This is a genomic window from Pseudomonas coronafaciens pv. oryzae str. 1_6, from assembly GCF_000156995.2.
Lineage (GTDB): Bacteria > Pseudomonadota > Gammaproteobacteria > Pseudomonadales > Pseudomonadaceae > Aquipseudomonas > Aquipseudomonas tremae.
In genome coordinates this window covers 4557049-4571237 of record NZ_CP046035.1, presented here as the reverse complement: position 1 = coordinate 4571237, position 14189 = coordinate 4557049, and the positions used below count along the sequence as shown (strand labels likewise).

Annotated in this window: 13 protein-coding genes and 1 pseudogene; 4 read left to right on the top strand and 10 right to left on the bottom strand. The window is 57.4% G+C overall.

Annotation, left to right across the window (positions count from 1 at the left end; all coding sequences use genetic code 11):
- From POR16_RS27170 to POR16_RS20545, 4 genes and pseudogenes are all read left to right on the top strand, one after another.
- Positions 1–372, top strand: a pseudogene (locus POR16_RS27170) (sensor histidine kinase); the annotation flags it as partial.
- Positions 314–1738, top strand: coding sequence for a cation:proton antiporter (locus POR16_RS26695; protein ID WP_229616349.1), 1425 nt, complete (start codon positions 314–316; stop codon positions 1736–1738). The pseudogene POR16_RS27170 and the gene POR16_RS26695, both read left to right, overlap by 59 nt.
- On the top strand, positions 1735–2691 hold the full coding sequence (locus POR16_RS20550; protein WP_005895504.1) for a tyrosine-type recombinase/integrase: 957 nt from the start codon (positions 1735–1737) through the stop codon (positions 2689–2691). The genes POR16_RS26695 and POR16_RS20550 overlap by 4 nt, the downstream gene beginning before the upstream one ends.
- A gap of 216 nt (positions 2692–2907) precedes the next feature.
- Entirely contained in the window at positions 2908–3117 is a 210-nt protein-coding gene (locus tag POR16_RS20545) for a hypothetical protein (RefSeq protein ID WP_154216775.1), read from the top strand.
- A gap of 27 nt (positions 3118–3144) precedes the next feature.
- On the opposite strand, the gene pilM is transcribed toward POR16_RS20545, so the two are convergent.
- The 10 genes from pilM to pilL2 are packed head-to-tail and all read right to left on the bottom strand — an operon-like array spanning position 3145 to position 14045.
- The gene (pilM, locus tag POR16_RS20540; RefSeq protein ID WP_020342594.1) at positions 3145–3585 is read right to left on the bottom strand and encodes a type IV pilus biogenesis protein PilM; all 441 of its coding nucleotides are present in this window, start codon (positions 3583–3585) and stop codon (positions 3145–3147) included.
- A 31-nt stretch (positions 3586–3616) separates the two neighbouring features.
- The gene (gene pilV, locus POR16_RS20535; RefSeq protein ID WP_005895508.1) at positions 3617–5023 is read right to left on the bottom strand and encodes a shufflon system plasmid conjugative transfer pilus tip adhesin PilV; all 1407 of its coding nucleotides are present in this window, start codon (positions 5021–5023) and stop codon (positions 3617–3619) included.
- Entirely contained in the window at positions 5020–5952 is a 933-nt protein-coding gene (locus POR16_RS20530; RefSeq protein ID WP_029571627.1) for an ATPase, T2SS/T4P/T4SS family, read from the bottom strand. The genes pilV and POR16_RS20530 overlap by 4 nt, the downstream gene beginning before the upstream one ends.
- 2 nt (positions 5953–5954) lie before the next feature.
- Positions 5955–6479 carry a type 4 pilus major pilin gene (locus tag POR16_RS20525; RefSeq protein ID WP_003317566.1) on the bottom strand — a complete coding sequence of 175 codons (525 nt, stop codon included), beginning with the start codon at positions 6477–6479 and terminating at the stop codon, positions 5955–5957.
- Between the two features lie 38 nt (positions 6480–6517).
- The gene (locus POR16_RS20520) at positions 6518–7609 is read right to left on the bottom strand and encodes a type II secretion system F family protein (RefSeq protein WP_003425010.1); all 1092 of its coding nucleotides are present in this window, start codon (positions 7607–7609) and stop codon (positions 6518–6520) included.
- Positions 7599–9230, bottom strand: a complete 1632-nt coding sequence (locus POR16_RS20515) for a GspE/PulE family protein (protein WP_003425008.1) — start codon at positions 9228–9230, stop codon at positions 7599–7601. The genes POR16_RS20520 and POR16_RS20515 overlap by 11 nt, the downstream gene beginning before the upstream one ends.
- On the bottom strand, positions 9227–9829 hold the full coding sequence (gene pilP, locus POR16_RS20510) for a type IV pilus biogenesis protein PilP (RefSeq protein ID WP_003425006.1): 603 nt from the start codon (positions 9827–9829) through the stop codon (positions 9227–9229). The genes POR16_RS20515 and pilP overlap by 4 nt, the downstream gene beginning before the upstream one ends.
- Complete coding sequence (gene pilO2, locus POR16_RS20505; RefSeq protein WP_003425003.1) at positions 9819–11177, bottom strand: type 4b pilus protein PilO2; 1359 nt, start codon at positions 11175–11177, stop codon at positions 9819–9821. Before pilO2 ends, pilP begins: the two co-directional genes overlap by 11 nt.
- A 1-nt stretch (position 11178) precedes the next feature.
- Entirely contained in the window at positions 11179–12915 is a 1737-nt protein-coding gene (gene pilN, locus POR16_RS20500; RefSeq protein ID WP_016567500.1) for a PilN family type IVB pilus formation outer membrane protein, read from the bottom strand.
- The gene (pilL2, locus tag POR16_RS20495; RefSeq protein WP_004409808.1) at positions 12912–14045 is read right to left on the bottom strand and encodes a PFGI-1 class ICE element type IV pilus protein PilL2; all 1134 of its coding nucleotides are present in this window, start codon (positions 14043–14045) and stop codon (positions 12912–12914) included. Before pilL2 ends, pilN begins: the two co-directional genes overlap by 4 nt.
- Between the last annotated feature and the right edge of the window lie 144 nt (positions 14046–14189).

Here is a 14189-nt window from a genome sequence, read left to right as displayed (position 1 = left end):
ATGTCGGCATTGATCGAAGACGTTTTAGACTTTACGCGCTGTCAGTTGGGAGGGGATGTCAGCATTAGACTTCGCCGGGTTGTAGACATTTTTGGAGCGCTTGAGCCTGTGGTGCAGGAAGTGCTCTTGGCCAATCCACAAGCAAACATTGTCTTTCACCACACTGGTGCGGCGGCCCTGCTATGTGATCCAGGCCGGATCAAGCAACTGATGTCCGATCTGATTGCCAATGCTGTGGCCCACGGCCTAAAGGGTGGGCCTATCCTGATCAAGGGACAGGTCAACCAGAGCACGCTGCAGTTAACGTGCACAAATGTTGGACAGCCTATTCCCGAAGCGCTGCTTGGCTCACTTTTCGAACCCTTCACTCGGACAAAACGCGACAGCCCCTCCGAAGGATTGGGACTGTACATCTGCTCGCAGATCGCTAAGGACCCTGTGTATCGGCTTTGCGATCTGGGCCCTACTGTCGCTCACCGATCTGGCTCTGCCGCTTTCGTACTGCCTGGTGTTCGGCGCGCTGATTTCGCCGACAGACCCCATCGCGGTCATGGGCGTTCTGAAATCCGCCGGCGCGCCCGCCAGTATCGAACTGGTGATCTCGGGCGAATCCCTGTTCAACGACGGCGTCAGCGTTGTTCTGTTTTCGCTCATCCTGGCGATGATTGTCAGTGGTGACGCACCCTCAGTGCTAGGCGCCTCACAACTACTGGTAGAGGAGGCAGGCGGCGGCGCATTGGTTGGCGCGGTGTTGGGCTACATCACCTATCGAATGCTCAAAAGCATCGACAGCTATCAGGAAGAAGTGCTCATCACCTTGGCCGCAGTACTTGCCGGCTACGCTTTAGCGAGTCATCTGCACGTCTCGAGCCCGCTGGCGATGGTGGTAATGGGCCTCATCGTTGGCAATCAAGGCCGCTCCCATGCCATGTCGGAAGAAACCGAGAAGAACCTTGATATGTTCTGGGAGTTGACTGACGAGATTCTCAACGCGGTTCTATTTGTGTTAATTGGCCTGGAGGTAGTGCTGATCCACTTCTCAGGTACGCTTGCTGTCACGGGACTGGCCGTTATCGTGCTGACATTGCTGGCCAGGCTGCTGACGGTCGGCGCTCCCGTTGCAGTGCTGGGCAAACGGCTCCTTACCAACGTAAGAAATACGTTATCGGCTCTTTCGACCTCAGGCGGGCACATGAAGATTTTCAGCAGGATTCTTGGTCTTTTTAGTAGACGGCACTGCGCGAGTGTGGTGATGCGTCCGGTCACCCTGGTGAACGAGCGCACCGAATCGCAGCCTGGTCATTTCGTGTTTCCCGGTACTGACTTCGTCGATCACATCCAGGTCGATGGCCAGCGTGTGGGTCAGATCGACTACAGCATCAATCCGCTGCGCGACCGGCTGTACATCAACATGATTGAGCTCAGGCCCGGTAGTCAGCGACAGGGCATCGGCTCGGCCGTCCTCTGGCATCTTTGGCAACTGCACGGGCTGCCCATCGTGCCGCTGTACGAATACACCACGTCGGAAGGATTCTGGTGCCAGGCACGTGCGCGCCTCGGCGCAGCGGGTGTGAAGATTGAGGCTCAGTTGCGCGGTGTCAGGCAAATGGAGCTGGAGCAGGAGCGTTGGCAGCACCTGGTGCCAGAGCCGGAACACAAGCGCCTGATCCGCGAGTTGATGGCTTCCCCCGAGTGGCCGGCCATCAAAGCGCGGCACGATGCGGAGCGAAATGCGTGAGCGAGCTGGTGGTGGCCAATGCCGGCGAGCGGCGACTGACTGCACTGGAATTCCAGGAATTGGCCTCAGTGCCGGCAGCGGTCGAGTGGTTCGCCAATATCCGCAACCCCCGCACGCGCCGTGCGTACCAGGCCGATCTGCGTGACTTTTGCAGCTTTGTCGGCCTGGCCGGTGCCGAAGAGTTTCGCGCCGTGAACCGGTCTCACGTTTTAGCCTGGCGCGCCCAGCTCGAGCGGCGCGCTCTTTCTGGGGCCACGATCCGGCGCAAACTGGCGGCGCTGGCCAGCCTCTTCGATTACCTGCTTAACAACAACGCGCTGGCCGGGGGCAACCCGGTGCATGGGGTCGCACGTCCGAAGGTGGAAACCAACGAGGGCAAGACACCAGCTCTGGGCGACGACCAGGCCAAGCGGCTGCTTGATGCGCCAGACGCCGAATCGCTCCAGGGCGTGCGCGACAGGGCCATTCTGGCGGTGCTGCTATACCACGGATTGAGGCGCGAGGAATTGAGTCTGCTGCAGACGGGCGACCTGCAGGAGCGCCGCGGTGTGAAGCACCTACGGATCCACGGCAAGGGCGGGAAGATCCGCTACCTGCCACTGCACCCAGTCGCGGCTGAACGGATCTACGTGTACCTGGTGCGCGATGGTGATCGAGCGCTTACGCCTGGCGCGCTGTTCCGCTCACAGCGAGGAAAAACGTCGGGTACCGGGATTACAGGGAAAGGGGTTTATGGCGTGGTAACAAAGTGGGCCAGTGCTGCGCAAATCCGCGTCGACGGGCTTGGGGTCCATGGCCTGCGCGCAACTGCGGCGACCAATGCGCTCGAGCATGACGCGGACATCGCCAAGGTGCAGATCTGGCTGGGGCACGCGAACATCAGCACGACGCGTTTGTACGATCGGCGCGGTCAGCGACCGGAGGATTCACCGACTTTCAAAGTGAAGTACTGAGACGAGCGCTGGTGAAAGGTTCGGTTACTGATCGCCTGCATAAACTCAGGCGAGCCCAATCCATCCAGCCTCAGAGAGGCGCTAAGTGTGCGTGGGCGGACTTTCGGCCTTACCTCCTAATCGGCTGGTTGGGCCTGAGCTGTTTTCTCTATCGTGGCCTTATCGCCAGGCGTCACTTGAGTGTGTTTCGCAGCCATAGCCTCGACGAAGGCCAGCATGAACAAAAAAGCCCCACAGCTAGCAGAGATGACCCCGAAGATTACCGCCACGACATTGCCCTGCATCCCTCCCACAACAGCTAGCAGCGACATGGCGACCATCGAGCCAAACCAAAAGGCGGTCGTAACGTATCTTGTCTCTATCCAATTCATTTTCAACGTCAATCCCATCAACCTGCTACTGCACCAGCAGCATGGTAGTAGTTGAAGGCCAAGGCGATATGTCACCCTTTCCTCATTGGTAGGCGACAGCAGCTCCAGTTGGAACTGCCGCGGGCAGCGTGACTCCCACATACCCTGAGCTTGGTGTGAGCAGGCTACCGGAGGATGCAGTGCCGATGGCCAGCGATCCACCAGTCAAATTGATCATCTCTGAAACAAGACCGGGAGGAGGGGATCCGACGAACGCGTAACTTCGTCCAGCATCGATCACTCCCTCCACCCCAGGGTAACGCGCGTACCAGGTGGGCAGTGCCAACTGGTTATCGGCCACCGTTCCTGATGCAGCTTTGTGAGCGTAGGCATACTCGGCCAAGGCATTTCTGTAGACGAGGACGTTATGAGCAATCAAGGAGATTTCTACGGTCTGGGAGCTCTGTTCTGCCTGGTGTGACTTCTCATAAACCATTCCGAGCACTGCTGTAATCACCACCATTGCAAGCCAGTAAATGTTCACTCTACGTCCTCGATGACAGTTATGAGCCTGGTCAGAACTGACAACAGAAAATGGTGGCGTAATCGTTCTGGCCGACCACGATTCCTTGGGTACTGCTGAATCGTTGGCCTGAGCCGGCCGTGTCCCAACCAACTTTTGTGTAGCCGACTGGGCAAGCGTAGGTAGTGACGTCGTTTGCGTCGTAGCCGGGGATGGTTTTTGCCGTGCAGGTAGGGGCACTGGAACCGTTCACCACCCAGACCTGGTTATCACAAGAAAGGGATCGACCCGTACTGGTTCGACCAACCATACCGTTTGCAGCACAGGCAGTGCCGGCAGTTGCAACGCCATTCAGCTGCAGGTATTCACCGACGGTCGCGCGACCTTCCGAAGTCACTGTCCCACCCCGGATGTTCCCGGCTGTGTAGAGGCTCTTGTCGCCGTAGACCCGAACCCAGTCCGAGTCACTCATGTACCAGCCACCACCCCATTTTTCGCTGTACCAGCCGGTGTCGCCCTGAGTGCGAAACCAACCGCCTGTGACAGTCTCGCCTGATATGCGGGCAGCCGCCCCCGTGAGGTTGGCCGAGGCATTCACCGACTGCGCGTATACATCACCTGCAGCGATGACGTTGCTCTGGGCTGTGACGCTCCCCGACGCACTCACATTCCCCTGGGCTGTGACAGATCCCGAGGCACTCACGTTGCCAACGGCGTTCACTGACCCAGCAGTGTCGACATTACCTCCAACCGTCACTGTTCCAGAGGCGTTCAATGCAGCCACATCGTTGACATTGTTTCCTCCCATACTGAGCGCCGTGTTCATGCGATTGAGTTCAGGCTTTCCTGGGATGGCGTTGCGGTACAGGTATTCGTTGGAGAGCGTGCCATCCTGGAGAAACAAGGCACTTGCAGTGTGGCCAACGCCTGGGTTGATCCCATAGTTGCTCAGCGCAAGTTGCCAGCCGCCTCGTACTCCTTGGATAACGCCGGTGTTGTTGAACGGGATGAAGCCACCCGGCGCACCCATATTTTCCGCAATCGTCCGGGTACCGATCTCATCGATAGCCTGGCCACCGGTAGTGATCACGATGGATTCGAGCTGGTTGACGTTGACCCTTCGAGCAAGCACCACGTAGCTCTGACCGAATGCATTTGTGTCACTGAAGCTGGCTGGCAGATAGTTGGTGTTGCGTAGCATCTGAGGGGTAATCGTCGCAGGCGTGGTTGTGCCCGCCGATCCATAGACCGTTGCGAAATTGTCCTTCAGGTATTTAGAAGCGGCCTCTGCGATCTGCTGCTGTTGCTGAGCTGCGATTTGATAGTTCTGCGCATCCATCCTGTCGGCCATCAGCGAGACGCCTATGGCCGACGCAATGGCGAAAATGATCAGGCCGAAGAGCAGCTCGATCACCACAAAACCATTCTTTCTGGTCTGGCTATGCTTGAGAACATTCATCCCCAGAGGCTCCTGTTCGATTGTTGATCCACATCCTGGCTAATCATTGCGATTTGATTTGATCGGATCTTCTCTCGAATACCAGGGCCGTCAGGTCCAGTCAGTGAAAGGCTCTGGATCTTCAGATGTCGCATTTCGCCTTCACCTTCGAGGGCAAGCGCAGCTACAGCTACCAAACCCTGTGACAGAATTGATCGGACGTTGCTGATGGCCGGCTCCGCAAGAGTCGCTACTCGCTCGATCGCCTGCGGTACTGTTCCCGCGTGAACTGTGGTGATGATGAACAGGCCATTGATTGCCGCTCGCACTGCCTGAACTGCCGTGGGGGTGTCTCTGATCTCACCGATAAGCATCATGTCCGCGCCAGAGCGGAGGCCTCTCATCAAAGCCTCCTCATACCCGCCATTGCGTCTCGAAACCTGCATCTGGATGCAACGACCAGGTCCGTGACGACCGTTCAAATCTGTCTCAGCTGGATCCTCTGCAGCCAACGCGATCCCACCGCACGCATTTAGCCTGGCGATGATCAGCGAAGCTGCGCTTGACGTCTTACCGGTGCAAATCTCGCCGCAAAAAATCACCAGGCCGCGCACCTGCTTCGTAAGCAGCGATTCGACAAGGTCTTCAGGAAAACCCAATTGGTCGAACTGCCGGACCTGCGCATTTGATCTGCGCAGTACGAACACGGCCTGGCCAAAGGCATCGGGTATCTGAGTGACGCGAAGCACCGTTCCTTCTTTGATCAACGAGAACTCAGGATCCTGATGCACTTCAAAATGCTTTGCGCATTCCTCCCGTAATAGCAGGGCGCTTTCTTTCCAGTTTTCCGGAGCCTCGACACGTCCGCTCTGGCCATCCAGGCCTTTTACGTCCGTAAAATCCGGCCCCAAGTAGAGGTCACTAAAAGGCGTGTCGATAATTGGGTTCATGCTCAGTAGGCCGTCCAAGCCAACGTGTTGCTATCAGTAGAGCAGCCACTGGTGGCAGCAGCTGAACTCACCTCGCCGTTCACAGCTGTGCCGCCATTGATAGAGGTGGTGACCTTCTGCCCGCGTCCAATCTTCGTGGCCAGTGTCACACAGGCATCTTGGGGCAAACCGGCCTCGGTCACGGTGAATGTCATCCCGTTGGCAACCACAGTGACCTGGCCACTCCAGGCGTTGTAGAGCTTGCCGCTGGAGAACGACATATTGGGCAGGCCACGTATCGAGCTGAGCTGGGCGATCAGATCGGTCCCTGACGCTCCGTAACCGGTACTGCCTTTGAGCTTGCGAGTGTTCGCGATCAATTGACCGACGTTACCCTGTTCGTTGTTGACGTCCGAACTGCCCATCGCGCCCCAACCGTTGTAAAGGGCGTAGCCCATCCCGATCAGGATAACGATGAGAACGAAGAGCAATTCAATCGAGATATAACCGATCTGGTTCGCCCGAGCGGAGTGAGTGGTGTTTTGCATGTGTGTGGTCCTGGGTATGTGGGTAACGGGTGTAGTGCTCAGTGCGTCATGCCTTGTGTGGCATTGCCGGTCATGCTGTAGGCCCCGACCATGACCAGAATCATCAACAGGCCGATCAGAACCATGGATACGAGGGACAGTGTCTTTGCGTAACGCTCGACCTGTTTCAGTGATATCTCCAACCAGCGAAGGCTGTAGCGGTGCACTGCAGCCGAGAAGCTCTGCGTAGTGGAGAGAACAATCAGAAATTGAATCGCTTCGTGGTCTGGGAATTCATGCCCGGAAAGATCTAAAGCCTCCCCAAAGTTTTTACCCATCCGAACCCCGTAGTGGGCGGCTTCCAGGCGTTCACGCAGCCACGGATTTGCCCCACGCTTTAACGTGTCCAACGCTCCGAGCGGATCGATGTTTGCTCGCAGCATGACCGCGATATTGAGGAGGAACGTTGAGCCGTGGAGCGCTTTGTAGATTGACCAGGGAGGCAATATCTCCAGCCTTGTCCGCCAAGGGCCACGGAAGTAAGGCAGAGTGACGACACTGGTGACAACCAGGACTACCACAAGGCACAAAGTCAGAAGTCCCCAGTTAGTCACAAAGGTGGCGATCATGTGCAGAACCATGGGTGCGCCGGACCAGGCTTCTGGGTTGGATGAGCGGCTCATGGCCGGCACCACCCGGGTGGCGATTACGTTCAGCAAGTAGGCCATCAGGCTCCAGACAAAAACCGGGTACGAGGCCGTTGAGACCACCAGCTTCATCACTTTTTGCCGAGCTTCGATGATCCGCACGCAGTCGCTGAATGCCTGGATCAAGTTCCCTGACTTCTCGCCGGCGCTGATTACGGCGTGCTCCTGATAAGGCACCCAGTTAAGGCAGGCCTGGGCTAGCGTCTTGCCGCCGTCCACAGCCTTGCCTATGCCATAGCTGGCAAGGGCAATCGGATGTCGAGCACGGCGGCCACCGTCACTGTAGATCGATCCGATACGATCAAGAGCCAGGTCGAGAGGCACCCCGTTCTCCAGCAGGGCGGTCATGCTCTCGTAAAGCCGGATACGCTCATTGCCTCCGAACTGGTTTCTGTAAAAGCCTTCTACAAGCCCTGACCAGGCGTCCATCGCCTTACTCAGCATGGGCTTCAACCTCAGGTGGCTCGGCATCCAGCATGTAGCTGTCAAAATCCACTGGCCCGACTACGGCCTCTGCCATGCGCGGATCGATCAGCCCCGCATTGATCTTGATGAGCGTGTGGGCAACCTTCGTGATACCACCCATGTGCTTGACCCAATACTGGCGCGCTGCGCTTGGTCCGTTCTTGCGGATCTCCTCCATGAACCGGTGGGTCGGGAGAAGAATCTCTGCGACAGCGACCCTGCCGTTGACCCCGTCACGGCATAGAGAGCAACCTGGCCCAGCCAAATAAACCTGATCGAGCACGGTCATCTTTTCAAGCCTCTCGACCAGCTGCGGATCCAGGGTACTGATCTGGCTGCGCGCAGGCACGCGACACTTCTTGCACAGCGTTGGCAAGAGTGACTGGTTGATAAGACCGACAATGAGTGTTGGGTCGGTGACCAGGCTTGTATCTGCACCCATGTCGATCAGGCGAGGAATTGCTGCTACAGCGTTGTTGGTGTGCAGAGTCGATAAAACGAGGTGGCCGGTCATCCCCCCGCGCAGTGCCCCCTGAGCTGATTCAAGGTCGCGAATCTCCCCGTACATCAGTATGTCGGGGTCGAGTCGCACGGAGTTTGTAATGGATTCTCCCCATGTCTCATTGCTGCCAAGAGGGGACTGATTTGCACGCATCGGATACTCGGGCGGGTCCTCAACGGTCAGGATATGTTTCGTGCCTTTGCACTCTTCAGCCAGAAGGTTGATCTGCACCTGGAGCGACTTCGATTTCCCTGATCCAGTTGGACCGGTCAATATGATCACGCCGTAAGGAAGGCTTCGCAGCCGCTTGAACAGCAAATTCTGTTCTGGCAGAAACCCCAGATCGTCGACTGACTGTTTCTCCTGATCGTCATAGATCAGTCGCAGCACCATCAAAGGCCCTTCGACCAGAGGGCGTGTAGCTACACGGGCTCCGGACAGTCCCAATTGATCGAGGAAGGTGCGAGCCATGCGCGCATCTTGTTTCAATTCCGGTTGATAGTAGCCCTCAGATTTGACGTCGCACATTGAGTTGAAGAGTGAAGAACAGAGCTCGTTACCTACGGCGCTCTGGATCTGCCCGTATTCCCGCAAGAGACCGTCCTCACGGAACTTGATGTAGGTGATTTCGTGGCCAACGATGAAGTGAACGTCGGAAGCACGGCGTCCATGGGCCGCGCCGATGATGCGAATCACCTCTTGTTGGCGCTGGGTACTGTCGATAGATCCGGCGAAAGCTTTGCCCGCATTCTGGTACAGAGACTTGATATCGCTGAGCGTGCTGCTGATGGTCTGAAACGGCACGCCAGCTCTGTCCAGGCGGTCCATAAATGCCATCACATAAGGGTCGTGCATGTGCTGAGACGAGACGAGCAGTTCAGCTTCATCAGCCTCTGGGGCAGGTGCCAACAAGGCAACCAGCTGACGCAACTCGCTGGTAATGTCCCCCCACCGCTGTCCCTCAGCAGTAAGGACTGTTCCGACCACGTCAGATTGCATGGCGATGGTTATCGGTTGCACGACTGCGGTTGGCCGGGTGACCTGGCGTGCCAACGGATCAGCCTTGATGTCTGGCTCAATTCGTACCGCGCCGCTCATCGCTGTAACTCCTGCGACATGCTGGACAGCGGACTCGTAACCGAGGGCTGGCCGGGAGCTATAGGCTTGAGTGTCTGCAGTGACATTTGGGGTGCGTCGACCGAACCAATCGGCGCCCGGGTCGAGAACCCTAGTGGATATCGGCGTCCGTCATGGCCCAGTACAACGCTGTCGAGAGACACGCTGATTACCTTGAACCCTCCTGGCAACTCGGCATTGCCAACTGATGCATCGACCTCGAAACCACTTCCGTACAGCAACGTGGCATATAGAGCGTTATTCGTCCTGAACACGGTCTTGACCACTGGCAACTGCGGTGTGCTGTTGCTGGCCGGGGCGGGCGTCGTGTAAGCGTTCTGCGTAACCTGAACCGGCGCGGACGTGGTCGTTTTGGCCCCGTTTACGATGTCTTCCTTGGCACGAGCTCGCGCCGCCTGTGCCGTGAAGAGCAAGGTTTCACTCTGCACCTGGGACAACTCGCCAATGTTGATCCGACTGAGGTCGTTGGGGGATGGATCCGCCGCGACGGCCATGTTGCCGGCAGCCACGCACGACAACAGTAGGGTCAGCAGAGTTGAGGCGCGAGTGTTAATGCACATAGAGGTCACCTATGACGTTCCAGGTTAATTTGCCGTCTTGAAAGTCGGTTTTGATTTCACGCAGGCGCATTCCAGTGCTTTGCACGCCTTGAAGAACAGTCGCTGGCGGCAACAGGCTCGTGTAGCGGATTTCGAAGTGTCGGTAATCCGGGGGAGGTGGTGGTGGAGGCGCGGGTTGGCCAGGCAAAGCTGGTGGCTGGACAACCGTCACAGGTACTTCCGTGATCTTGGGCTGCAGGTCTTGGGCTTGCAGCCATGAAGTGATGCTGTCCAAAGCTTGCGTTGCCGGGTTCAGAGCGTCATCACCCGCCAGCGGCAGCTCGAACGTGAGCTTCACTGCGGCCATGTTGCCTTCGTCGTAAAACGCTGGCGTATCAGCAAAGTAGCCCGCCGTAGCTGCGCTGAAAGCCATCGTGGTGCTGTTGCCGGTGCGGTTGTAGTTGGCCGACATCAGCGTTCCGTCGCATTTAGCGGAAACGAATAACCACCCTTCGATTGCCGGTGGTAACTGGTCAATTGCGCCGTTACAGCCTTCAAGAAATACTGGGACAGAAGGCTGTTTCACCCACGGATGTACAAGCGCCTCGATCACAACTGGTGCGTTTGTTCGCTGGTTCAGGGCATCCAATTCAGCTTGCCTTGCCGCCTCTGCCGCTTCCTGCGCCTGGCGAGCAAGTTGCAGCTTATGTTCGTTCCACTGGTGCCACCCAATCAGGCCGGCCACGACCAAGGCACCAATCACCGCGGCTTTCATCAACTCCTGTCTGGACAGGCCGAATGCCAGCGGTGTCAGCTTGTATTCGCGCTTGAGGTTTGATGGCTGCAACAATGTTTCAGGGTCAAATTGTTCGCCACCGCGACCAAACTCCGGCGGGAGAAAGATCTTGTCGAAGCTCATGGAGCGGCTCAGCTGCTGAGCCACTTTCTTTTTTATTTCCTCACTGCTACCTACCAGGTCAGCGCCCGGGATGACCGCGCCTCGGTACACTGCGACCAAGGCGTATCTGTCCTCGGTATTTTCGATCTTCCAGGCAGCAAGCCACGATGCGCCCAGCTGCCCAGCGAGTGCGGCTGCAAGCGAGTACATGCCTTTGACTGCACCGTCATTCTGCGAAACGAATCCAGCCTGAATCACAGACTCGGTATGCCTGATAGCAACGATGTCCATTTGTTGGGTGCGACCGAACTGGCGTGCTTCTTTCATGTAGCCGGTAAGGCTGCCCAACGGGTGCCACAGCAGGCCTGTCACGAAAGATCGACCGTGATAAGTCAGAATCTGAACTTTGCCGTCACTGGGCATTTGAGCGCGCGGCGCGCGTTTTCGTAACAGGGAGAGCAGGTTCGCCATGTCAGTTGGTCACAATCGGGGTGATCAACACCACCAGAACGCTTTTTGACGAGGTGCGTTTACGCCCACCTCCAAGACCGAAGAATCCCGGTGAGCCTGTGCCGATCTTGTCCGTGTTGTCGCTGAGCTCCTCAAAGCCCGACAGGATCAATGTCTGGCCGCTGCGTAGCTTCACCTTAGGTGACAGACTTTTCGCATCGTAGTTGGGGATCTGAACGCTGGAGCCGTTGCTAGTGAATGGCTCGAAGGTAGGTTTGGAGCTCATATTGATCGACACCATGAGCAGCATCTCATCGTCGTCCATCAGGCGCGGTTGCAGCGTCATGTTGAAACCGGAGGTGATCGTGCCAGGAGTAATTGCTGTGCTGGAGCCTACTGATGCCGTGGTGTTGGTCTGAACCGATGGAATGTAGCCTTGAACGTTGCCGATCTGCAGCGGAGCAGGCTGCAGGTTCAATGTGGTTACAGACGGTGAGCGAACATTCGAGATCCGGGCCTGTTCTGCGATTGCCTGGATGATCGCGTTGGAACCTGCCCAGGCGGAGTTGGCTGTATCGACAATGCCGACAGAGCCAGAGATTGCGCTGGAGCTGATGCCTGGCACAGTATTCGAGAGAGACAGGCCCCACTTTGTGCTCAGCGAGTTGTAGACGGCCGCCCAGTTCAAAGCCAACTGATCGGTGTCGGTCAGAGTCGCCTCAAACACCTTCACATTGAACAGTACCTGTTGGGTGATCGCGTGGTTGGTCTTGGCCAGATAGGTCTCAACGTTTGCAAGCACGTCGGGCCGGTCTGTCACGGTCAACGTCCCTGTCGAGGGCGACAGATACATACGGCCAGGCGGCGACGTACTCAGCATGGCTCTCACGTTGCTCTGGATGTCAGTCAGGATCGATGTGTTGAGCGTGACGGTCGTGCTCTGGTTGCTGCCCGAGTCACCCGAAACGCCTGAAGAACTGCTGCCTGACGACGATCCGCTCGACGAACCGCTTCCCGAGCCTGAGGAGGTGGTCATACCGGATCTGACGGTGCTTTTGATTTCCTGCACGTCTCCAAATGCGTAGACGTCGAACACCTTGGTATCGAAATAGCTGACCTGCACTGACCGTGATGTGGGATTGAATCGATAGGTGAGTCCCAACCGCGCGGTGACCTCATCCAGCAGACCCGAGGCTTTCCCTGAGTAGCGCAACCCACTGACGAGGTTCGGTGTCAGCATGGATGCGAAGTCAGAACTTCTCCCCTGAGAGGGCTGCGCCAGGTTGGAGCTGCCTGTAATGCCAGCAGGCAGCAACCCAGCGAGACTGTCAGGGTTTGGGGCCGTGCTGATTGGAGGCGCATTGTTGCCCGGAGCGGGTGCATTAGCGTTCAGCAGACCTGGATTGAGGGCATCGGGCGAGACCAGTACAGGGATCTCGCACTGTCTGGAAATGTACTGGGCAATTTCAGCAATTCCGACACTGCCAGCAGGCCGATATGCGACCTCACAGTCATACTTGGAGGGGATGCCTCGTCTCGCAACAACTGGCTGCGTTGAAACCCAGGGTTTGTCGCTGAATATCACTGTGTCCCGACGTTCCTGTTGCTGCTTGTTACGCTGTATAGCCGCGTAACGGCCGGCAGAATCGGCGGTAGCCTCTGCCCGTGCAGCGGCTTCATCCACCCGTTGGACTGAGCAGGCTGATGCCGATAGAACAGCGAGACTCAGAGCGGTCTGACGCATGAAGGGCATGCTCATTTTTTCCTCTCCGATACGTGCAGAACCTGCTGACCATTGCCCTCATTACCGTCCACCACAAAGGACCGTTTGGCGTTGTCGTACAGTGGGAATATCTGCCTGACCGCCGAACTGAAGGAGCCTGTGAAACTCAGCGGTGCTTCGATGGGGTAGTCCAGGTCCTCCGGTACCCAGATAACCTGCCAGCCGGCCCGCTTGGCCCAGTCTTCAACCGATTGACGCAAGGTACTGCCCACAGGTGCATTCCACGTTTGCTGTGGCGCAGCGGTTGCTACGGGTTTCGCTGCTGGTTCAGGCTTCATAGGAGCCTGGCTGGTCGAAACGATGCTCTTGGTGACGGTGGTCTGAGATGTGGCCTTCGCCGGAGCCGCGCTCACAGGAGTCGGCTTTTGCTGTGTAGGGGTGCCTTCCTTGGCTGGGGTGCTGATGGATGCAGCTGGTTGCGCTTTTGCCTGCGTGACGACCGTGGTTTGCGGTTGCCCTGCAGGCGATGTGTCCTTGCTGAATGGGGTTCCGGTTGCCGGGGCAGTTACAACAGTAACGGCAGAGGAGGTGCTGGCTACCGAGGTTGATCCAGTGCTGGCCGGTTGCGCAGGTTGAGCCAGTGCCACGGGCTTAGACGTCTCTGGCAGTTGGTAACCTGGCCGCAGTACAAAACACACACCGCGCGTTACTTCGTTGACCTTGACCTGCCATGCCGGACCGGCCAGTACCTGCAGCGTGTTGCGCAGGCTCATTGGGCCGAGCTTGTACTGGGCAGCCGGAAGAGGACGTGTGAACAAGATGTTTACGTGACCGGTGCTCGGTGGGCACAACGTGTAGCCTGAGCGGCTGACCACATACTGCATCGCGTCCTGGACGGACGGATGCATGTTGGCGGGAATGCTGACATCGATGATCTGGGCCATCAGATCGCGTTGCTCCGCTTCCGGAGCGGTATTCACCAGGGCGTAGCGACCATAGCGGACCATTGGCTCCTGACCGGACTTTGCGCCACTTGAGTACAGGTCTGGCGAGAGCAGCTCAGGATTCTGGCTGCTGTCGAAAGCAGGTCCAACCGGTTTGTCCGCTACAGACGTGCATCCGGCGAACAGCGCGAGTATGGAAAGTGTGGAAAGCTGCCTGATCATGTGTGCCTTGACCCCATTTCTTGATGGTGGCCAAGGTGCCAGCGCTTAGGTTGCAAAGCACTGCTAAACCCTTAACGGATCGATTCAGGTTATTCGAGCAGGCGTGGGGATAAGGGAGGGTGGGGAGGGCAGCAGTAGCAACCC

Coding starts and splice junctions, on each gene's coding strand:
- pilL2 (WP_004409808.1), bottom strand. CDS start 14,045: ATGATCAGGCAGCTTTCCACACTTTCCATACTCGCGCTGTTCGCCGGA.
- pilO2 (WP_003425003.1), bottom strand. CDS start 11,177: ATGGCGAACCTGCTCTCCCTGTTACGAAAACGCGCGCCGCGCGCTCAA.
- POR16_RS20515 (WP_003425008.1), bottom strand. CDS start 9,230: ATGAGCGGCGCGGTACGAATTGAGCCAGACATCAAGGCTGATCCGTTG.
- pilP (WP_003425006.1), bottom strand. CDS start 9,829: ATGTGCATTAACACTCGCGCCTCAACTCTGCTGACCCTACTGTTGTCG.
- POR16_RS20545 (WP_154216775.1), top strand. CDS start 2,908: ATGAACAAAAAAGCCCCACAGCTAGCAGAGATGACCCCGAAGATTACC.
- pilV (WP_005895508.1), bottom strand. CDS start 5,023: ATGAATGTTCTCAAGCATAGCCAGACCAGAAAGAATGGTTTTGTGGTG.
- pilN (WP_016567500.1), bottom strand. CDS start 12,915: ATGAGCATGCCCTTCATGCGTCAGACCGCTCTGAGTCTCGCTGTTCTA.
- POR16_RS20525 (WP_003317566.1), bottom strand. CDS start 6,479: ATGCAAAACACCACTCACTCCGCTCGGGCGAACCAGATCGGTTATATC.
- POR16_RS20530 (WP_029571627.1), bottom strand. CDS start 5,952: ATGAACCCAATTATCGACACGCCTTTTAGTGACCTCTACTTGGGGCCG.
- POR16_RS26695 (WP_229616349.1), top strand. CDS start 314: ATGTTGGACAGCCTATTCCCGAAGCGCTGCTTGGCTCACTTTTCGAAC.
- POR16_RS20520 (WP_003425010.1), bottom strand. CDS start 7,609: ATGCTGAGTAAGGCGATGGACGCCTGGTCAGGGCTTGTAGAAGGCTTT.